Annotated in this window: 15 protein-coding genes and 2 pseudogenes; 7 read left to right on the top strand and 10 right to left on the bottom strand. The window is 57.9% G+C overall.

The window, feature by feature from the left end; genetic code table 11:
* Nucleotides 1-350 precede the first annotated feature (350 nt).
* Both GGD63_RS28305 and GGD63_RS28310 read left to right on the top strand, forming a co-directional pair.
* On the top strand, nt 351-1,463 hold the full coding sequence (locus GGD63_RS28305) for a GFA family protein (RefSeq protein ID WP_246785676.1): 1,113 nt from the start codon (nt 351-353) through the stop codon (nt 1,461-1,463).
* Nucleotides 1,451-2,128 (top strand): 2OG-Fe(II) oxygenase, encoded by a 678-nt coding sequence (locus tag GGD63_RS28310; protein WP_183246745.1) that lies wholly within the window; start codon nt 1,451-1,453, stop codon nt 2,126-2,128. The genes GGD63_RS28305 and GGD63_RS28310 overlap by 13 nt, the downstream gene beginning before the upstream one ends.
* Before the next feature lie 756 nt (nt 2,129-2,884).
* Here GGD63_RS28310 and GGD63_RS28315 read toward each other — a convergent pair.
* From GGD63_RS28315 to trpD, 7 genes are all read right to left on the bottom strand, one after another.
* Complete coding sequence (locus GGD63_RS28315) at nt 2,885-4,201, bottom strand: peptide ligase PGM1-related protein (RefSeq protein WP_183246747.1); 1,317 nt, start codon at nt 4,199-4,201, stop codon at nt 2,885-2,887.
* Nucleotides 4,186-4,566 carry an AMP-binding protein gene (locus tag GGD63_RS28320; protein WP_183246749.1) on the bottom strand — a complete coding sequence of 127 codons (381 nt, stop codon included), beginning with the start codon at nt 4,564-4,566 and terminating at the stop codon, nt 4,186-4,188. Before GGD63_RS28320 ends, GGD63_RS28315 begins: the two co-directional genes overlap by 16 nt.
* 124 nt (nt 4,567-4,690) lie before the next feature.
* Nucleotides 4,691-4,954, bottom strand: a complete 264-nt coding sequence (locus tag GGD63_RS28325; protein WP_183246751.1) for a hypothetical protein — start codon at nt 4,952-4,954, stop codon at nt 4,691-4,693.
* 975 nt (nt 4,955-5,929) lie between these two features.
* Nucleotides 5,930-7,054: a M20 family metallopeptidase gene (locus GGD63_RS28330; protein ID WP_183246753.1), complete on the bottom strand. Its 1,125-nt coding sequence runs from the start codon at nt 7,052-7,054 to the stop codon at nt 5,930-5,932.
* Nucleotides 7,055-7,543: 489 nt separating this feature from the next.
* On the bottom strand, nt 7,544-8,068 hold the full coding sequence (locus tag GGD63_RS28335; RefSeq protein WP_246785677.1) for a flavin reductase family protein: 525 nt from the start codon (nt 8,066-8,068) through the stop codon (nt 7,544-7,546).
* Nucleotides 8,069-8,495: 427 nt separating this feature from the next.
* A complete protein-coding gene (locus GGD63_RS28340; protein ID WP_100233433.1) occupies nt 8,496-8,681 on the bottom strand; it encodes a hypothetical protein in 186 nt (61 codons plus the stop codon).
* Between the two features lie 246 nt (nt 8,682-8,927).
* On the bottom strand, nt 8,928-9,941 hold the full coding sequence (gene trpD, locus GGD63_RS28345; RefSeq protein WP_183246754.1) for an anthranilate phosphoribosyltransferase: 1,014 nt from the start codon (nt 9,939-9,941) through the stop codon (nt 8,928-8,930).
* 1,741 nt (nt 9,942-11,682) lie between these two features.
* On the opposite strand from trpD, the gene GGD63_RS28350 reads away from it, so the two are divergent.
* From GGD63_RS28350 to GGD63_RS41015, 4 genes are all read left to right on the top strand, one after another.
* A complete protein-coding gene (locus tag GGD63_RS28350) occupies nt 11,683-11,889 on the top strand; it encodes a hypothetical protein (protein ID WP_183246756.1) in 207 nt (68 codons plus the stop codon).
* A 3,207-nt stretch (nt 11,890-15,096) separates the two neighbouring features.
* Entirely contained in the window at nt 15,097-15,645 is a 549-nt protein-coding gene (locus GGD63_RS28355) for a YopT-type cysteine protease domain-containing protein (RefSeq protein ID WP_283811995.1), read from the top strand.
* Nucleotides 15,642-15,785, top strand: coding sequence for a YopT-type cysteine protease domain-containing protein (locus GGD63_RS40640; RefSeq protein WP_283811993.1), 144 nt, complete (start codon nt 15,642-15,644; stop codon nt 15,783-15,785). Before GGD63_RS28355 ends, GGD63_RS40640 begins: the two co-directional genes overlap by 4 nt.
* Nucleotides 15,786-16,952: 1,167 nt before the next feature.
* Complete coding sequence (locus GGD63_RS41015) at nt 16,953-17,198, top strand: IS1096 element passenger TnpR family protein (protein WP_409334100.1); 246 nt, start codon at nt 16,953-16,955, stop codon at nt 17,196-17,198.
* 139 nt (nt 17,199-17,337) lie between these two features.
* Here GGD63_RS41015 and GGD63_RS28365 read toward each other — a convergent pair.
* The 3 genes and pseudogenes from GGD63_RS28365 to GGD63_RS28375 form a co-directional block, all read right to left on the bottom strand.
* A pseudogene (locus tag GGD63_RS28365) lies at nt 17,338-17,816 on the bottom strand (transposase); the annotation flags it as partial.
* A gap of 130 nt (nt 17,817-17,946) precedes the next feature.
* Nucleotides 17,947-19,497 (bottom strand): acyl-CoA dehydrogenase family protein, encoded by a 1,551-nt coding sequence (locus GGD63_RS28370; protein WP_183246760.1) that lies wholly within the window; start codon nt 19,495-19,497, stop codon nt 17,947-17,949.
* A gap of 503 nt (nt 19,498-20,000) precedes the next feature.
* Nucleotides 20,001-20,327 (bottom strand): annotated as a pseudogene (locus GGD63_RS28375) (alpha-N-arabinofuranosidase); the annotation flags it as partial.
* Between the two features lie 98 nt (nt 20,328-20,425).
* Between GGD63_RS28375 and GGD63_RS28380 the strand changes: the two are divergent.
* The gene (locus tag GGD63_RS28380; protein WP_183246762.1) at nt 20,426-20,575 is read left to right on the top strand and encodes a hypothetical protein; all 150 of its coding nucleotides are present in this window, start codon (nt 20,426-20,428) and stop codon (nt 20,573-20,575) included.
* The last annotated feature ends 570 nt before the right edge of the window (nt 20,576-21,145 follow it).

Consider the following 21,145-nt stretch of genomic DNA (forward strand, 5'->3'; position numbering starts at 1 on the left):
TGCACCGGAATCCGTCTGGATCGCCGCCGCTCAGTTGATCTACGCTTTCCCTTCGATGCGGGTGAGCGGCACTGAGCATGCCGCTGTCTGCTACCTTCGAAGGTGGCCACCAAGAATTCGCCTGGATGGCGAACGCGAACACAAGCCCATCGAAACCAACGAACTCGCGGTAGCCAATAGTTGGCCGGGATACGAAGCTGCTCCCTCAAGGACCATTCTCTCCTCATCTCCAGGGTCAAATGACATCTCAAGCGTCTCGATTTACACCCGACCAGCCTCCGCAAATATGCTGCGAGTATTTGACTGAGCACGCGCGAGCCCTGTTCGGCCCGCACCCGTTCGCTGTGGAGATGTCCGAGGACCAGGTCGCTAGCCTGCTGCCTGAATATCTGGCGATGTCACAGGCCTTTCCATACCTGCAGGCGGGGTCGCAACGGGATCTCATATTCGATGCAATGAATCACAATCGAGATCTTGCGAGGGACATTGAACTGACCAGCGTGGTCGGAAATTTCATCTGTTGGGATGAGACGGGCGGTTATGGCCAAATTCTCCAGGGCGGCAAGGCGGCGCTACCCGATATTCTGGTGACTGAGAACTTCCACTCCAACTTGTTTAGAAAGGATGCGTCTCAACTACTCGGCAGAGCAATACGGCCCAACTACAGCGCCACGACGAAGCAATACCTGCATTCGCTCTATGCCGGATTGTCATCGAAAGATCCCTTAGTGCGTTGCGCCTACATGGTCGCTTTTGAGCTACATGCTGCGGACATGATCCAGTCGCTATGGACCACTCTGGTCAAAACCTTTAAGGCGCGGCCTGACGATCTTGAGTACTTCCGCAGCCATGTCGGCGGAGAAGATCCCGCGGAGAAGTATCACGGAGAAATGACAGGCCGGCTGATTGGCGAACTTATCCCGGCTGACCGTAATAACCGCTTTTTAGATGAATTCGATCGAGCCTATCGGCTCAGCCTACAGTGGTGCCGCGATCTGCTCCGAATTGTCTCACTTAAGGGAGATGATCACTCAGAGATCGAACACCATGGCCGTTGTCATTGTGGTTCTGTCAAGTTCTACGTCAAAGCACCGCGAGAGCTCTCTGCGGTTCGATGCAATTGCTCAATCTGCCAAATGTCTGGATTTCTGCACTTGCTCGTAGCTGGCAATAAGCTTGGCATTGAGTGCGGCGAAGAATTCCTCACGGCGTATCAGTTCAACAAGAACATCGCTCGGCACACGTTTTGCCGGGTTTGCGGCATAAAGCCATTCTATAGGCCGCGGTCGAACCCCGCCGGATTCAGCGTAAATATTCGATGCCTCGATAAAAGGACCATCGAACGCATAACAGTAAGAGAGTTCGATGGCGAGCATTGGGACCAAGCATTCCGCTCGATGCAGCAGGACCTTCAGCCCTGCGTTGAAGACAGACCCCGGAGTGAACTCGAATGGCGCGCGTAATGAATCATAAATCCCGTCTGCTTTCAGAAGAAGCTTTGACAAAATACCGCATAGAGCTGTTGGTAAAGGGGACGGTCGTGATCGGCCCCCAGATATTGTTCACCCAAGAGGACTTGGCTAAGATCGATCAGCTGCAGGCTGAGATTTCCGAAGAAGAAGTGAGGGTGGGAGATGCCGGCGACTCGCACAATGTTTTCGTCAAGCGCGTGAGGGTCGACCCGCCCGGCCGCGCTCCTAGCGACGCGAGCGGTGCAGCTCCAGGGCAGATCATGGAACTACTTGAAAGGAAAGACCGCAGCTTCGCGCTAAGAAAAATTTTGGGAGCCACGTCGGATTACATGATTCGCCGATGCCAAATGCATCGGATGCCGCCTGGTTCCTTTGTTGGCATTCATCTGGATGCTGCGAGCGACCCTGATTTCGAGTACGCGGTGATTGTGCAGCTGGCGAGGGACTTCGAGGGGGGTGAGTTCGTGGTATATCCAAACGGGTACGAACACCAGGTATTCCGACCGCCATTTGGCGCCGTGCTTATCACCACATGTAAGCTCCGGCACGAGGTGAAGCCTGTGCTGTCCGGCGAGCGCCGATCGCTGGTCTACTTCTGTTCAAAACGCAGCGGCGCGAACCGCCGGATCATCGAAAGTTCTACCGCTGGCGTATGAGGCGGGGTGGCCGAAATTCGCTTTCGAGTGAACTTGGTAAGGGGGAGCTCTCAGGAGAGGGGGGAGCTTGGCCATCTTGTGTCACTGTCCCCCCGCAAAGGCAGCCAGGGCGATGAGCATGTGGAAGAAGAGTTGCAACGGAGAGCCGGATCTCGCCGCCAAGACCCGATTCGTTCAACCTGCGCGTGCCCAGCTGCTGCGCTTGATCCGAGCCGGAGCGACCGCGTACAAACCTTCCAGCAGATCGTCAATGATCAGGATTGCAACGATGCCGCCTGTTCGTGCCCGGGAACGATGCTGGCGTTACTGGCGGCGGCGCCCACTTGTCGCTTCTGTTGGTTGTTCGGCGCGTGCCACCGCGCCGGTTGCCTATCACTTTGACTCCGCCTGGTCTTCCAACAGTACCGTTGCAGAACAGCTCGCAGCACGTCTGGGCTTCCGCCTGCAAGCGGCCCGCTGGCCCGGCAGCAGAACGGCCATGATTGCGGGGTCTACGTGGTAGAGGCGACGCGAGCGCTGATTGGACGATTGGCGCGGGGCGAGCGGCCAGACAATGAGCCGCTGCACCTCGAGCACCTCATCGCCGATCGGCCAGCCCTTCAGGAGCGACTTAAGGGCGGTCGCGATTGGAGCGGACAGAGCTTGAGCTAGACGAGGCAAACATTCACGTCGCGTCGTCAGGTACCGCGCGCGATCGAAAGCAGGGACAAGTTCCGATGAATTGAGCGGTTGAAGATATGGTCGCTGTGATCTCTATCAAACCATTCGCAGTAGGTGGTGCTGTAGATCGCGGGCCGCGGCCCTATCGCGCGCAATCACAAGGCACTCCACCGTGCCAGCCTCTTGGTCGGCGGCAAGCGGGATCACGCCCTCCTTGCGTGTGCGGTCGAACAGAAATCCTTCCCTGACCAAACGATCATGCGCTATTTGGAGGGATCCTGATCGAACATTTCTTACGGATAAAATAACGTTGCAACCGGAATAGTCGAAGCCCAGCAGCCGGACGGCAATGCTATGTAACACCGAGCCGCCACCCCAACGGCCGTTCGCTTCATTAAACAGCAACCGTCCGTCAGTAGCGAAAATGGCGTCAATGTTGATCATTCCGCGATATCCCAGGTTTCGCGCAAGCGCCACAAATCGGTATGCATGCGCCTGGGCAGTCAACCATTGCTCGTTCCCGAGGTCGCTTGGAAGCTCAAGTCCTGTCCAGATCAGAGCTCTTTCAGATCGATCCGCGCTTTTACGCAGTCGTATGTTTCCACTGTTCCTGAAAACGATTGAACCATCATCCTCAATTTCATACTCGAGATAGAACAAAGACTTCGCCAGGTGGTACGACTCCACGACCAGCGTCTTACAGGATGCCGTTGTCATCTCAGACCAAAGCGCGTCAGGATCAAACGACGGCCATGGAATCCGCCGGGTATCTCTTGCCCCAGGTAGTGGATCGCTTTCATTGCCGGTCAGAATGACATTTCCGACCCCACCGGCTCCATTGTCCAGCTTTACAATGACGCTGCCGGTCTGGGTTCTGAGCGAAGCGACCGCTCTGAATAGTTCGTTTGAGTCCGTCGTGACAGATCCATTGGGCAGCGGAAGTGCGACGCTTGTCGCCAATTGACGGAAGTGGCTCTTGCGATTCAACAGATCAGGCCCTCGCTGCAGAGCGAAGTCGTCGCCGGTCTGCGGTATGCCCAGCATGGCCGCCAGGCGTGCGACGCCTTCAGTAGAGTAGCAGGGATACAATCGCCAGGTTGAGTTCTGACGAATATGTCTGGCGATTCGCTCAACAACAGTCTTGGACAGGAGTGTGCAATCATCAAGGACCGGCGATTGGCTGCCGCCTTGAGGTACAAGCAGACAGAGACTCGATGCGTCGAAATCGAGCGTCGCGCCAATGAAGGATAGCAGATCCGCCGGGATGACTACCGGGGAGACTATCAGGTCACCCTCATGAGCAAACCACGCTGAACGGTATGCCGAGTTGGCGGCCAGCGAAAGTTGAGCTGGTGTCAGATCGGCGCCCGACATTTGAGCCGTACCGGCATTCATGATCAGGATCCGCGGCATCCGCGACCTCCGGACATTTGGACGCGATCAGAAAGGGATCGTGATGCAACAATGCTGAACTTGCTGCGCCGTGGTGAGGCACTGAGCGAAGCTTGATTTCGCCCGGTCCTGCTCCGAGAGAGGATAGGTCGGTGCTTGCTCATCGACCATTGCAGCCTCAGAAAATTCGGCCTGCTGAAGCTGAGGATCGCTATCCGCTCTCCCTGCTGCACGCCGAGCTGATTGAAGGCGCGAGCGATACGCTCAGTCTGTCGGTTGAGGCTGACGTAGCTGAGAGGCTGCTCTTCGAAATGGATCGCAGTCTTGTCGCGAGCATACGTAGCGTTTCGGTCGATCAGGCTGCAGAGATCCAACGACCTATTCATGCGCCTCACGCCCGCATATTACGTTTCCGCCGCAACCCTGAATTGCTTGGCGAGGCCCCGATCACGTGATTCGGTTGGCCCTTGTACAGGCTATGATCACACGGCCTTGGAAGGATGATGGTTCTCATGGGTTGCGAACAATGGATATTGCTTGAGGCATCTCGGCCGATTGATCACTCTCTCTGTTCTGCTGGGCAGCGGTCGTGTGCATCTGTCCGTAGTGATAAAAACACCACGAAGACAGTTTCTTGCCGCGTCTTTGATATACAGGCTCGCCGCACATATAGGCCTCTCTGGCATCTCCATCTTTGAAGCCGATGATGCAACGGCATTGGCCTTCAATATGGTCGATCAACAGGACCTTCTTGAGGCCGTCGGGCTCTTTCAACTTGCTGCTCCATAATGCCAAGCAGTATCTTCCAATGTCGCGCTGGTCACGCGGAGCGACAATTGCAGCTCGGAGTCTTTGAGAACCTGCGCGGGGCCGCCGTCTGTCGCACCTTTGCGCGATGAGAATGCCTTGCCACCATGGCAAAGCAGTAACAGAGCGGAAAGCCGGTTCGGCGAACTGATTTTGGCGCGGTGTCGAGCCAGAGGAGGGGATTGATTGAGATTCGGGAAGCAGCGTCCCCCACTTAGGGGTTTCGGATGGGGTCTACGTCGCTCAATTCTGACCTCGTCGGCTCTCTGGTGCCCCGGGCCAGAACAGCCACGTAGTCTCGCTTCCGGAATGGCGAGCCTTTCAAAGCTACGCTCGAGCCATAGCGCCGCAATTGGGACTCGCTGCAGAACCCTTCCGACCGACCCGCCACGGGGGATGAGGATCCTGACTGACCATGGGGACGAGGATCTGACCAGTTGAGACATTCGCAATCCTTCACAATCCCGGCGGCAGACCGAGATAGCTGCCCACCTCAAAATCGTACAACTTAACGTTACGTCCGATTCAAGCCCTTTTATGCAGCCTGTGTACGTGGCCAAGCTCTCAAATCGGGCCGCCGTCCGGTCTCGTGTCGCACGCATTCGGCGCGGCGATTTGCGTCAAGAAAGTTCGTCTCCCTTTGATCAGGGCCGCTGCCGATAAGCCTATTCCCGGAAACCGCCCTTTTGCGACCAAGTGCTCACTACCTTTGCAGCCGATTGCCCCCCTGACCTCGCTGCCGTCATCGGATAGCTCGGTCACTTCTATCCGACGCTGATTTGCAATGCGAAATCCGGCATGCGGCCGATAGTTTTCGATGAGGTCGTCCTGACGGGGGCGCAGCCTGTAGTCCTTTGGGAGGGCGAAGAACGGTCCTGCGAATGTGCCGGCGGCCGTCAATCAAACGCACGTCGCGGTCACTGACTTCGTCTGGCGCCGAGATTATTGCAGCGTCTGATAGAGGCGGTACAGCAGCCGCGCGCGAGGTTCAATCGACGAGATGTAGAGTTGCTCATAACGCGTATGCGCGCCCTTGCCGTCAACGCCAAGGCCATCAAGGGTCGCGGTATACGGCGCGGTGAAATTGCTGTCGGAGCCGCCGCCGCTGAACGCGTCGAGCAGCTCGAAGCCAAGTTCGGCGGCGAGCGTTTTGGCGTGCGCGTAAAGTGCGACACCGGCGCTGGTCTTCTCATATGGCGGACGGTTCAATTCGCCTGATACCTTCACGCTGACGCCCTCAGTGCGCGAGGTGATGCCGAGAATCTGCGGCACCAGCTCGTCGGCATGGGCCATGGTCGGGACGCGCATGTCGACTTGCGCATAGGCCAGTTCCGCGACGACGTTGGGCCTGGTGCCGCCGCGGACGACCCCGACATTGACGGTGATACCGCGCGTGAGATCGTTCATCGCCTCCAGCGTCTGGATCACATGGGCGAGTTCCCGGATCGCGCTGCGGCCGTCCTCGGGCCGCGTACCTGCATGCGCGGGAGCGCCCTTGATGAATACGTCAAAGCGCGCAACGCCCTTGCGCCCCGTGACGACCTTGCCCCCGTCGCGCGCCGGCTCGGTCACCAGTACGTATTTGGCCTTGCGGCCCTCGGCCTCGATCAGCTCGCGCGAGGTTCGGCTGCCGATCTCTTCGTCCGAGACGTAGAGGTGCGTGATGCCGAGCGGCGGGCGTGCATCATCGGCGCAGATTTGCCGGAATGCGTGATAGGCGAGGTAGGCACCGCCTTTCATGTCGTAGATGCCGGGGCCGAACGCACGGTCGCCCTCGATCTTGAATGGTAGCCGTTCGATGGATCCCATCGGATGAACTGTATCGAGATGGCTCAACACCAGAATGCCCGGTACGCCCTGCCCCCAAGAAGAGCGGGTGACCAAATGATCGCCGCAGCCGTCACGCCCCGCAACGCGCTCGACGCTGGCCGGCAGGTCGCGATAACCTGCTGCGACAACATCAGCCAGTTTGTTGATCTGATCTGGTCGCTCCGTCGGAGATTCGATCAGGACCCAGCGGCGAATGCCCTCGAGAATCGGTGCGATTTCGAACGCGTTGCTGGACATAGTTGTCTGACGCCTTTGAATTCGACTTCTCATCGCTTCTGCAAGATCATGACATCACCATGTACTCACATCGGAATCGAGCCCCAAGATCTAGAGAAGCGCCAACCGTTGTGACCCGGGGCGTGCCTCTGGACTCGATCCTGCTGCGGCAACGAAACTACTCGCCTGTCGATCACAACTGATCTACCAAAGCTGGTAGTTTTCGACGAGATTATGCAGCCGAGGCCGTACTGGAGTGGACGGTCTGGTGAGCTGTGGTTGGTTATGGTCAGGACTTTACTGCGATATCGGCACAAACGCATTGTCCTGACCAGGTAACCCGCACGCCTCTCGACGCGGAAGGTCGCAGACCGGCGCAAGCATAGCAGGACAGGCGAAGCGCCGAAATCGCCGGAGCTGATAAGACCTTTCAATACGAGCTCTAATCTGTGAAACCAGTCGCAGCCCGGGCAATTGTTCGATCCGACCGGATCTGCGCAAAAAGCGCAATCACTCAAGCAGTAAAGTACGAAGCGCGCCCCGGAAGTTGATCAATGGATTTCCATCGCTTTGTCGGGTCGCGATAATTCGTCCGATAAAGACGGTGTGTGTGCCAAGCACCTTGTGGTCATACAAAACGCATTCGAGCGCGCAAAATGCGTTCGGTAATAGCGGTACATCGAGGGCGCCCTGATCCCAGGGCGCGGTATCGAAGCGGTGAACGCCTTTCGCCCCCTCCCCACCGCCAAAACGCAGGGCAAGGTGCTCCTGGTCACTGCGGAGAACACTGACTCCAAAGCTGCCGTTGGCAAGGATGTCATCATGCGCCTCGGAGTGGGCATTGATGCCAACGACCAGGCACGGCGGCTCCTTGCAGACGGACGTCACAGAACTCACCGTCAGTCCTCGTCGTCCGGCTGCCTTCCCGGTCGTCACGATGGCGACACCGCTCGCCAGGCTTTGCATGGCATGGCGGAACTCTGCCGGTTGGATGGACGGCATATCCCGAATCGCAGGAGAGAACTGGTGGCTCATGATCAGCCTCTGCAGTTGAACCCCACTTCTAGTGTCTCCGCACCCAGAGAAGACTTTGATCCCTATTGGGCCTGTGTCGAAATTGCGTGACGAGTAGGCTCAGATTGAGACCGAGTATGCCTGCGATGTCCGCTGGATCAGCTACAGTCATGACCGGACGGACGTGCAATATCTCGGCGCGTTACGCTGGATGGCGATCGCGGCGGCGGAACTGAGAATTGCCGCCGCCACTGTTTCAACAGGCCCCCCATCAAACAGCGAACCGTGCTGAGCAGCCCGGCGACGCGCCAGTGCACATGGAGCGATGGTCGCGATCCGACCAGCTGGGCTGGAACCTCGCCGGGCCTCGTGCGGACGGGATGATGCCGATTGCGGTATCGGCCCGCGCCTGCCAAAGTTTCCCCGCATGTAGACGGCATCGGCGGACCTAATGTACTTTTAGGAGAACACGTTTTTTTGCCTCGAGAAGATGCTGATCGAGCGTCGCGTGCAGCGTACCCCGCAGCTCCGGCGGGATTGAGCTATCTGTATCAATCAATTCCCGAAACTTGCGAATGATGTGTTCTATCACTGCAATAGATCCGAGTGTCTCAATCCTCTGCCAGGACATCATCGATTATCTCCTTCGCGCAGCGCTTCGTCGCGGGTACTCACCTCGGCAACCCGGGCTGCAACAGGCTATCGTCGATAAGAAAGTTGGCTCTCGCGTCCCGTGCTCAATGCGAATTGGCGTCAGGCCGAGCTCAGGCGGTGCACGCTCCTTGAAATTCCGCAGTGACGTGCATTCCTGGCTGCAATATTTTCGCGCTCGTGAGCTGCAGACTTGGTCGCAATACTGGAACATCGGCCAACTCGGCTGTCAGGCGTTCGAAACTGCGATGAGGCGTTTCAGTCGAGCGGCTGCGGCGCCGCGATCAAGTGATTCTTGTCCAAGTGCTACGCCTTCCTGCAGTGTCGAGGCCCGCCCGGCCACGATCAACGCCGCCGCCGCGTTCAAAAGCGCGGCGTCGCGAAATGGACCTGATGCGCCATCAAGCGCATTTTGCAGCGCAACGGCATTAGCCTCCGCATCGCTGCGCTCCAGCGCGTCGTTGCGGCAGCGGCGGAGCCCGGCTTGTTCCGGCGTCACTTCGAAGGTGCGGACCATACCTGCCTCAAGCGCAGCAACAAATGATGGGCCGGTGAGGGTTAGTTCGTCGAGCCCGTCCGAGCCATGAACAACCCAAACCGACTCGGCACCAAGGTTCTTCAAGACGCACGCCAGAGGCTGCACCCATTCGGGAGACAATGCCCCAACGATCTGCCGCTTGACCCCGGCCGGATTGCACAGAGCCTCGATCAGATTAAAGATCGTATGGGTTCCAACTGCGTTCCGGATCTGCCCAATGCGCTGCATCGCCGGATAGTGCGCTGACGCAAACATGAAGCCGATGTCGGCTTCCTGCACACAACGTGCGATGGCCTCAGGCTTGAGATCGACCTTCACACCGAGGCGCGCCAACACGTCTGCGGTGCTTGAACCAAAAGACGCAGCGCGGTTGACATGCTTGGCCACAGGAATGCCGGCCCCGGCAACGATGAAGGAAGCGCACGTCGACACGTTGACCGAATACATAAGGGTCTCGCTCGTGCCAGCGAGACCGACGGGCTCGCATGCCACCTCGACCCGCGGCAACCTATTCCGCATCGCCGAGGCGGCGCCGGTGACTTCTTCGACCGTCTCGCCCCGGACCCGCATCCCCATCAACAAGGCACCGATTTGCGAGGGAGTTGCGTAACCCGACATCATGCTGTCGAAGGCTGACGCAGTTTCGTCACGCGTCAGAGCGGCGCCTGTGGCAACTTTGCCGATGATCGATCTAAGCACTTCCATCGAACTTTACACGTTCCTGTCCAAACCTCGAGCTCTTCCGTTCAGCGAGACATTGTTGAAGAGACCCGGCACCGATTGCCTTGATGCAGCGGCCCGCCCCACGCGGCATGGCCTCATTGACGCTTGAGGCGGCAGTCGGTTGTGTGTGGGCACACTTGGCGAGGCTACAACCTGACGCTACGTGAGGGTCAAGCTCTCCATTTCGGTGGTGCCGTCGAGGGGAGATCCTCGACCAGCTAGAACACTGCAGTTTCTTGTCGTAGGACCGATGACACTGTCTGGCGCCCGGTGGCCGCGTCCGCAGCGGCCTCTTTACCGCGGTGTTCCGACCGGATCACCGCATCCTAGAAAGCCTTTTAGCCTTCGGGCGCCGCCGTGGTGAAGCGTTGAAACGGCAAACGAACAGGCCGCCACATCGTCACTTCGATTCGCTGCTCTTCTTGCCAGTGTCTCGCACGGAGATCACGTAGCGACATTGCTGACTGAGGCTCGCTTGCTTGGATCTGAGGCAGGCAGTGATAGCGGCGCGATCTGGTATGTGGCTGCTACAAAGGCGGAATACGTCCTCCATGCAGGCCTCTTTCTCTTCTGCGGTCGGCGTTTGATCGCGCGCGTTGACCGGCCCGGGGATTACAGCTGTCATTGCGACGACAAGAGCGATGGCGCAGTGGTAGATTGTGAGGCGCGAAGTTAACTGACTTCGTTGAGTGTGAGTCATGATATCCCTTCAAGTCCGTGTGGCTACGTTATTGTTCTTCCTGCGCGGAGCGCAACATGACCTGTCAACCGGTAAACAGGCCGGAACTGCTTAAGGACGGTGCCGGCATGCTCGTGCTTCCGCTTTTGCGGTCCGTACGGTGCTGGTCATCTGTCCGGCACGACAGAAACGACACGTGCCGTAGTGGCGCAGCACCACGAACCGTGGAAGCACTGGCGGCTGAGCTGGCCCAGCAAGTGATCATTCTGGAACTTCCAGTTGTTCGGTGCATGCCTGGACGTCGCGAGGCATTGCTAGGGCCTGACATGTGCTTAGGTACCCTGGCTCACCCTACCGCGAACCGACTAATGACGCCGTAGCAGGCGCGACGCCGGGTTGATGGGAGCAGGCAAAAGGGGCAGGTGCGCCCAAGCCACCGTTGATGATGCATTCGATCGTTCAGAGCGAACCATGATGGCGAGCGCCGAGACTATGTTTGGTGTAATCGCGCCTGTGTTCCGCGATATGTGAAGACCTAGGGTGGGGTATCTGGGATGGAGCCTCCATCGTCCGTTCCGCCGAGGCGACGGTCCCTGGGAGCGCCTGCCGTGCAGAGCTCGAAACGCGCGATTTCGTCCAGCCGCGACAGGAACAACTCAGACGCAGCGCGAGAGATACACCTGGAGGATCTTATAGTTCTGATCGAGTCGCGCCAGGTGAGTGTAGATGTCTGAAACATTCGCAATTCTCATGACGTGTCCGGAACGGTATGGATTGTCGGACGTAGTTCCCGCTTGTCGAGGATCGTACAATCTAACGCTACGTGCGGTTCAAGCCCCTTCGTGCGTCTGATCGTCTGAGGATGTCGGGGGCTGTGCATTCTTCGTACGAGCCTCGGCTGCAACGCGCACTGTGGTGTTTCAGAATAGCGGCTGTGCATGGTGACTGTCCGTTTCGCAACCGTGGCTCCGAGCGTCGCTGTTACGTGATTATACGGAGCGCCGGTGTCGCATTTCTTTGATCTGCGAATTGCATGCTCGCGGCATGAATCCGAAAAGTAAACTCTACCAACCCGAGCACTGGCGAGGCCGTGCGGAAGCAACGCGAAAGAAAGCGGAAGCGCTCGCTGACGGAAAAGCCAAAGACAGGCTGCTCAAAATTGCCGTGGAATACGACAAGCTGGCTCGGCGCGCCCACGCGTGGCAGATGCACAAAGAGGAGGACGAGACCTGGCATGAGGAAGAGCTGTAAAGCGCCCCTGCGGATCATCAAAAGGCGCCAGCCTGTTGATCGCTAGCCGACCCAATGGCCACGCAAATGTCGCTCAGCGAGCAAGTCAGTGCCTGGAGGAACGTTGAGGGGCATCGTAGGGCGGCGCATCCTGACGGTCCTGTGCCGCGCTCCAGATCGCAAAATATATGTGAAGGCGGAGCAGTCCGCCTGCCCAACGCTCCTTCAGGCCTACTTGTTTAGTCAGCTTCTCGAAAGCTAATTCTCATATAAAAAAATGCGCAACCTACATCTCAATTTGCAGTCAATGCGTCGCAGTTAACGCGGAAGCCCGTATGCCATCTGCGCCGGAACGTTCAGCTGTTACAGGTCAAGTGTTTGGAGCTTCGTCGCGGCTGCAATCGCATATCAGTTTCGCCAATTCGAGGCATCTGCGTCATGCCTCAACATTTCCTTTGCGTTCGTCCGAGGGGCAGATTTCCAGGTAGTCGGGCGAAGTGTGCGCTGGAACCAAGTCTGTGAAGAGGTCTTCACGTCCGGTTTGATGGTCCGCAGACGGTGCGGCCGCGGTATGCGAGAGGCGTAGGAAAGCCCCCGCGCCTCTGCCGTCCGCAAAATAATTCAGAAGAACGTTGCGATGATCCAGTAGAGTCCCGCCCAAAGCAGCGCATTTACGAGGAGTGCGGCCAGCGGCCAAAGGTTCCACCTCTTTTGCGCCCGCCGGGAGCGACAATCGGCGCGGTAATGCTTGATCGGTGGGTGCTTTGGTGCGCGCCAATGCGTCATTTCACCAGACGTCGCGCTGGTCCACCGAAAAATGCCGGGCTTTGCATGCCTCGTACCACCCATAAGTTCGCAGTCCTCTTTCATAAGGAGAGTATCAGAATTGTTATCTGTTGCGCGGCGACTCTCCGGTCGATGATATGCTCGTGTATCGTCGGTACAGTTAAGGTCGCTTTCCATTACCGCAGCAATCTACATGCCACGACGCAGAAGTGTCGGTACCCCTTTGATGCCAACAAAAGCGTGTCTGCCGCGCGTTGTCGACACAGAGTCGCTGTCAGAGGTCGGATTCGCAACGTCCATGTCTGAAAGACGACACCCGCATGGGCAGCAAAAGGCTCAGCGCTTCGCGAGCGCCATACCATGAACAATGAGTTGGGACTTGCATCGAAGTGACGCGGGAAGATCGATCGACGGTCGCCCAGATTGAGATCGACTAATCATTGTTTCTGACCGTTAGCTTACGAGGAGGCACCGAGATGGCAGGCGACCCGCTGGATGCTATCAGCTCGAGACGGTTCATGCACCAGAGCCGCGGACGCCGGACATGGGCATTGAGCACCATTCGAACTCGACGAGAAAGCTGTGAATGATCAAGTACGATCTCACCAAGCAGTTGTTCGCTGGGCAGCATCAACTGGTGCCATCACTGGCTTTGCAAGTCATTATGGAGTGTGGATGTCGAAGGTCACTACGGGAGCATGCCATGATGACGACCAATTCGTTGAAGAGGAGGAGCCGCCAGTGTCTTGTGCTCAAGCAGGTAGCCATGAAACATGAATGGCCACTAACGCTTGATTGAAGCGCGGGCGAGCGATGGCGGGCATCAGTGTTGCTGATGGGCGCTCTATTCGGCGATGTGCGACCAATACTGGCTGGCATCGGTGAGTGAGATGCGTCGCATGAGAGGGGTTCGATGACAGAGTTGCATCATGAGCGGGAAGTTGCGATCGGCGGACTGATTCGCCATCGCCCAGATCGTGCTACCGCTGTACTCACGCAATCTGTGGGCCCTGAGAGCGTTCCGCCCACAACGCGATCGAAGACTATAGCAGGAGAACGAGTGATGATGGATATCTGCGGCTTGCTCAGATGGTGCTCTGAAGAGCGGTATAGGAGCGCTGGGCCGAGGATCGAACCGGTTGACGAGTTGCGAGACAACGTCATCTGCATCGATTTCAAGGCCCTCCGAAAGGCAAAGGAGCGGGCGTGCGAGCGCGGCTAATAGAGAAGCTGGAGGCCGGCCGTGTGCAACACGGCCGGTTCGCAACGGTTCCGGGATCAGGTCCTTGCGGCGTGTTCTTTGTACAGGGGCCTTGCGGGTGTGAACTAAAGATAACTGGATTTGTCCGTCCTGGCTGGGAGCATGTCGCTGTCTCGACGCCGCGGCGCTGTCCGAACTGGGAAGAGATGTGCTTTGCCAAAGACCTGTTCTGGGATGAAGAGGAGTGCGTCATGCAACTGCATCCGCCACATTCGCAGTATGTGAATAACAGCCGATATTGCCTTCACTTGTGGAGACCCACTCATCGTGACATCCCGATGCCGCCGCCGAGCTTTGTAGGCATCGTTGGACTAGGGCCCTCAGACGCGGCAATGTTGTTCGCGCGGATGAGCGCGACACCATGATGAGTTGAGTTATTGACATCCAAGCGGAGGCGACGCCGAGCGGCTGCAGAAACACCGATTCGGCGTGGCCGAACTGAGGCGTCAAAAGTGGGTATATGTCGGGATCGATCGCCTGTTGCCGTATGCGGGGGGCTGAGCCTGAATTAGCTGCTCTCATGTGGGAGCAGCAAACAGTGCACCGATCCCGGCAAAGATCGCGGAGCCGGGCTGAACGCGGTTCGCCAGTAACAACAGCATCTCGCCGGGTCGACGACCGGTCACAAGGCAATCACTGAGCGATCCGAGGACGCGAATTGCGCACTCTTTGGCGCGAGAAGTGTGTGCCGACGAGCGAAATAACGCGATGATGGTGAGAGCGAGGTCAACGCGACAGTCGAATTCAGTTTGACGAAGGCGCTGGCGCCCTATCACCCTGACTCCATCCGGAATTGCGCAGGGTCGGCTTGCCGTCGCTGTGCGACAGTCATGAGCTCGTTGGCCGCTACCCCGCCTCGGGAGCGGGGCTCGTAAGCAGAGACGGTCGAGACACCATCTAGGCGCGGGGGCGGTAGCTTCGCCAACTTATCTGGTCGTCAGCTCGTCGTCAGCTTGCCGCAAGATCATTCGCAAGCAGAGCGTAAGCAGCCTGCGCTCGCTCTGAGGAAAGTACGCTGAAGAAGCAGGCGAACCGGCATGCATAATCGAGTTAGTGACCGATCCACACGCCCTGATCAAGCTGACGAACCGAGTCGGTCGGCGGACAGTTACGAATTTGCTCAAATATTGAGAGATCTCACTCAACGGGAGAGCCCGCCATCTGGGGAATTGGCCGACAAAATGGGGCTCTGCTGCAGCAAGCCGCAGACCTCAGATGCAATCATTTATAGTCCAAGCACCTCGGACCGCAGCACATCCTCTCAGTCCTCCAGCTCAAATCCATCCTCGCCAGCGAGGCCTATCCGTCCTCTGTTCGAATGCAGGACTGCTGAATTGTCCGAGGCCAATGTCAACGGGATCTGCGTTGGATTGGCAGCGGAGTGGCTCCTCAATCTCCCGAGCAGCCCATCATCCCGGATGAGGGCGCTGCGCCCCGGGAGTCAAAATCACAACTCAGCGGCAATGCTGCAGCAGCGGTATGAAGACCTCAAGAGTCTGTTGCGAAGTGATAGGGCGGAAGGTTCTCACAACCTTCAGGCAAAAAGTACGATGTTACGCGAAGCCGACCTAGAGCCGTTCGCCGGACAGACGCGATATAGGTTTGGTACATCTTCGCGCATTGACCAAATCGTGAATGAGGTCACCGACGATGGGTCGATCTATTTGATCAGCTTGCGTTTCGCCGCAGGTGGCGCCCACACAATCCCACGTCGACATCGAATGGAATGACGACCCTCTTTGATCCAAATTATGGGGAATTTACTGTTCGGTCAGATCAGATGGGTGAGTTGTTAAAAAGTCTCGCCGATCGCTACAGGGACCCGAATCGACATGATATATCGACTGTCGTCACACAAAGGATGACGTGAGTGTTTCGGAGGTTGCTACACAGACCCGAGGCCCGCGAGTGGATCTTTCGCGATCAATGCCGGACAGCCGCAGCGCCTCTGACAGCGCACCCACGGCAGGGAACATGGATGTGGCGCCCTGAACGCGCGCCCGACGTGGTAGCGGAGCTCACCGCGGCCCTTCGGACGTTGGAGGGGCACGCTCAAGGGAAACTGTCTGGAAGTAGTGCGGCGAGGGGAGAATGTTCAGAGAGAGGCTGGCCGGTCACTCAGGTTGATGAGCTTGTGCCCTGGCGCGTCAAAGCCTGAATGGGCTGCGCTTGCACACAAGCAGGGCCGTTGGCCCGTTAGACTTACCTGATAGCTGGCTAATCTCCTCGTTGGGAGTTTCGACGCCTTTAGCCCTTGCGCTTAGGGCTAAGGGCGGGCATCACGCATCCAACACAGGCGGCACAAGCTGTATTTTCGGTTTCCTTCGGAATCGTCGCAGGCCCGCTTCTCTGACCTCAGCCAAACAGCTGCTGTCAACGACAATGCGTGCCGTCCCAGCGGCGCACGACCGGGTCGACGCTCGCCACGAGCTCCGCAACAATCCGTACCTTGTCCTCGTCACTGCGCTTTTCGCTGAGGTCCGGCTCTGGTTGAAGATCTCAAAACCGGAACCGAATGTGATAACGCTATGCACTGTGTTCGTTCCAAGCCTAGCGGTCAAACTTTGCGCCGAGCCGAAAATGGCCTGCAGCCCCTGTCCGCGGAGCGGGCGCAAGCTGGCTATCAGTTTGACCTGGAAGACGTCGTCCGATGGTTTTGATGTGATCCCAGTCTCACACCGGGAGCAGCGCGGGCGCGACTCGGCGCTGGTCAGGCTGGCGGATCAGACGCTGTCGCTGCCACGCCCGCACTGGTTGAAGTTAGCAGAAACGTGACTCGGCGCCCAAAAGCCCCACGCATACACAGGGCAAGCGCTGTCCCTACCACGCGCCGCTAACTTCGGCGTCACCGTACAGGGACTAGCTTTCCGAAAGCTGACGAACCCGATGCGATTCACAAAGCGAAAACGGCCGGTGTGGGTCGATGCCCCTCTGCCTGGAACCCAGCCATCTGTCTAGCGGACATCCGATTTACGGGTATGGTCAAGCATAGACATAAGCCGATCTGTTCAAAGAGATCGTGAAACTCACATATGCCATGTGCCGTGAGAAGGTGTCAGCAGAAGTCCATCGATATTTGAAGGCGCGGCTCTGCGACATCGCACGAAAGACGATCCATTATCTCTGCGACTTCGACGACAGCTGGGCCCGTCCGATCAAGCTCGAAAGTGATCGGACAATAGCCAACGAACGGCCTTTCATTGTTACTCGATGCCGTCGGTCGCATCCTCAGGAAGATGTCGGCGGTGTGTCGGACGATGTCGAATACCTCGATATTGGGTGATCCGTCTTTTCCCGAGCACGAACATATGCGCCCGCGCGGCCCAGATGGATTTGATCGCCACTTCATCGGCGGACAGTGATGCCGGTGTCTTCGCATTGTCCGGCGGGCACAACGAGCTCTATGATCGGTTGTGTGAAGGTCAGGCGGCCTGCTGACCGGCAGGCTTATCGGCCTGGCGCAGGAGCTTCCATTCCCAGGGCAGCAGTTCGTGCAGGCGCGTCGCGGGAAGGTTGGCGATCCGGGCCAGGACCTCGGCGAGACAGGCCTTGGGCTCGACGTCCTTGAGGCGACCGGTCCTGAACATCGTCAGCATGATGGCGGCACGGTCGGCCCCACGCACGCTGGCTACCGGCGAAGGTCCGGTTGCGCTCCAAAGGCGATGCCTCTTAATGCGCGCTCAGCGCAATTGTTGGTTAAGCAGATCCTGCCATCGTCGAGGAAGCGGGCGAAGTCGTCCCAGCGCCAAGAGGGTTTCGCGCCCCGCAACAACCAGGCGTGCATGTGCTCAAGAAGCGGCCTGCTCCTTTCATGGCGCACGGCGGGTCGCTCGTCGGCGTCCCGCCCGTTGATGGTGCGCTCGACCTCGAACAACGCATCGAGGTGTCTGACCGGAGCGAGATTAGGTTAGGCCCTCATAGCAGCCGGCCGGAATTAGACGTGGCAGTGCATCAGGGATGCTTCGCCTTTCCGCAGTTGCATCGTCGCTCGCGGGACCACCAGGTGGAAGATGTCCGGCATCCTCCAGATGTCAGACATACTGCACCAATCTAAGGTAATCGTCCGTGAGGACAGGTGAGCGAATAGAACAAGCCGCGTCTTCAAGGAAGGTGGTCAGAGTCCGACTAGCCCGATTACGGACTTCGACAGATTGCCGGGCCGGCGCGCGAGTACGGAGAGTTGCAAGTTCGGAACTGACCAGGTCAGCCGCCGCTGCGGCGCAATCTGAGGCAGAGAAGCAACCAGCAGACATGACAGCTTTTGCTAGTCCCAATGTGGTGAGCCAACCCGCATAGATCAGCACGGCACCGTCTGTCTCATTGAGCCCAGAGAGCTCCTCAATTGCAGCAGCATGGACTGATGCCGCTCCAACTGACCGAAAGAGATCAGCTATTTCGTCACGCGTGGCTTTAGAGAGGAGGCAGCGGCCGAGATGTGATAGGAGCGCCTCAGTCGGACCTTCGAAGATGCGAAGGATGCGAGCGTCTCGATAGATTTTGGCTAAAGGCGCTCCCTCATCGTAACCACGGCCACCTAGCAGCTGGACGCATTGATCAGCGACAAGGCCGCACCACTCCGAGGACAAAACCTTCGTTGCCGACGCAAGGTGGACGTTTGGCGCGCCCTGCGCCGAAACAAGTCGGCAGGATGCGGCCAGCATCGTCTTCACGACTTCCCGCCGCAGCACCATCTGTCCAAATAACTGCTCGATGTAGCTGTTCTCGATCATACGCAGTTTACCGAGCCGGCGATGGCTTGCATAAGAGGCTGCGACCTGGATAGCGCGCTCAAGGGCTCCAAGACCCATAGCAGCCACACCGACACGGCCGCGGTTCATACTAGATGCCGCCGCGCCCCAGCCGTCTTGATCGCGAGAGAGCATGTAAGAACGCGGCACCTCGACATCGTGGAACTCCAGGGTATTCTGAATGATGCCACGTAGACCGAGTGTGCGATGCTCGTGCGTGACCTTTAGGCCCGGGGCTTGCCTGTCAACGAGTACACCAACGAGCCGACCTTTCGCATCGGGTCCAGACGCGCGCGCAAAGCACACGATCCAGCGAGCCCAGTCAGCGAGGCCGATCCAGATCTTGCGGCCGGAGATACGAACTTTATCTTCGCGCATGAGAGCCGAAGCCTCTATGTGCCTCGGGGCCGAGCCAGCTCCGGGCTCCGTCAAAGCGAATGCGCAGAGATCGCCGCGTGTTGCACCCCAAATGATATGCTTTTGTTCGGGGATGTGCGGTGCCGCTTGGATGCAGGGCAAGGCCAGGAAGTTATGGATGACGAGGGTAGAGGCAGCGGAGACATCGAAGGATGCAGTGGCGGAGATGAGGTTGATGGCCTCCTGCAATGGAAGAGCTAATCCGCCGTGCTCTCCTGGTGTGGTGAGCCCGAACAGTCCATGCCTTGCCAATATGCTGTGTAGGGTCGGAGGGAATGCTCGGCGGTCATCCGCGTCTGCGAAATTCAGCTGACTGAGGTCAGCGATCAAACTGGAGTATAGTGCAGCTGCACGGCCTTCGGCCGTGCGTTCCTGCGCCTCCCGGAATTGGGCGTAAACCTGAGTATACATAGTCATAAGGCCCACAATGAACCCGGTCGCGCTCCGCGCCAATTCATCCCCGTGGCTATCTCGGTTACACATTGGTATAGTGTGGATGTAAGCGCTGTATACGCACGTTCTCCGGGACTTGGATTTATTGCGGCCGCTGCGCGGGCTCTCATCAAGATAAGTCTTGTCGATATGACCTGTCGGAGGCGAACGCTCGTTTCAGTGACCTCCCATGCACCTCAAGACTCACTCAGCGTTGTCGATTGGTGTTTCGTCCCAAAGAGAGCCGACCGGAGAGAGATCCGTCATGCACCAATCGGCAGCATCGCAAGGCGAAAGTGAAATATGGCATTAAAATCATGTCCTCCGTGGCTGTTCGACATAGCGCGGACATACGCGCAGCACCAACGAACCGAATGATCTTGCGCTCGCGTCTGCAAGCGGATCGCTCGCATCGCGTTCACAGCCGCCTACCTTGATCTCTCGCGACGGGAACCCGGGAGATCGAACGGTGATGTCGGACACATGACTTCATTGGTGCCGAAGCTGTTCGGCTCGGTGCTGAACCAGGCCAAGTCGAGGCGCGCCGGCCTCCTCTCCAGTGGCCCAACGCCGTCCTCCCAATTGTAACCGGAGACGGAATTGTCGCCAGGATATCGAACGAGGGTCGGGCCGAGCTCCTTCACCAGCGCCAGCACGTCCTTCCGAAAACCTGTTTCGTCTGCGCTCCGATGGCCGGGCTCGTAGATACCACCATAGATGCATCGGCCCAGATGTTCGAGGAAAGCACCAAACAAACGAGGGTCCGTGTGACCAATGGTGAAGTCGCGATCGATCAGAACATTGGCTTTCCTCATGTTCTTCTCGGGTAGCCTGCGGCTGATGACAGTTACGACCCGGCTGCTGCTCTGCGAAGGGCACGAATAAAATTTGTGCCGACAATGGAGAGAACTCCATGAAGCCGATCCGCATCTATTGTGGGATTTGCGGATGCGAGCTTCGACAGCGACGTCGTGAAGATACCGGAAAGGGCCTAAAAAGAAGTGGGATGTCGACGATCCGCATCGAGCAGGGCAGCGAGTTAGCCTGGCGCAATCTTGACTGAGGGCTACAGCGCGGCGTCACGCTGGGTTTGGCTGCCCGGCAAGCCAAACGATAATGCATTCATCCAGGCCCTTCAACGATCGTTCCGGGCGGGATATCAACACCGATCGGTGCCTCAGCCTTGCAGACGCACAGAAAAAGGGGGAGATTTGGCGCAAATACTACAACAAAAGCAATCCGCAACAGATCGCCGATTTTGCCGCAAACTCACGTGGCGCAACCAGCCCGCTAACGTGTTCAGAGTCGTAAAACTCTAGTTCTGGGATTCCAAAGTTCTGTCCCGCTGCATCTTCGAAAGGGTCATTCCCGTGATCTGCCCCACCGTACTTTCAACAGCATCGATTGCGCAACCTGCTGACACACACTCGCTGTAAGACAGATATCATGACAGAACGCTGCGGCGGAGTTGGCGGCGCGTCGGCGAAGCGGAGCCCATCCGCGAGGACGAAATAAAGCGTACAGTAATCATGGCACTTCCGCAGGATATCTTGTGGTTTTTGACGATGCGCGTTTACTGAGGGGTTTCAAATAAGCCTCTGGCCATCAGATGTAAGTGCGAACCAGGAAAGGG

The sequence above is a fragment of the Bradyrhizobium sp. cir1 genome, from assembly GCF_014198245.1.
Classification (GTDB): domain Bacteria; phylum Pseudomonadota; class Alphaproteobacteria; order Rhizobiales; family Xanthobacteraceae; genus Bradyrhizobium.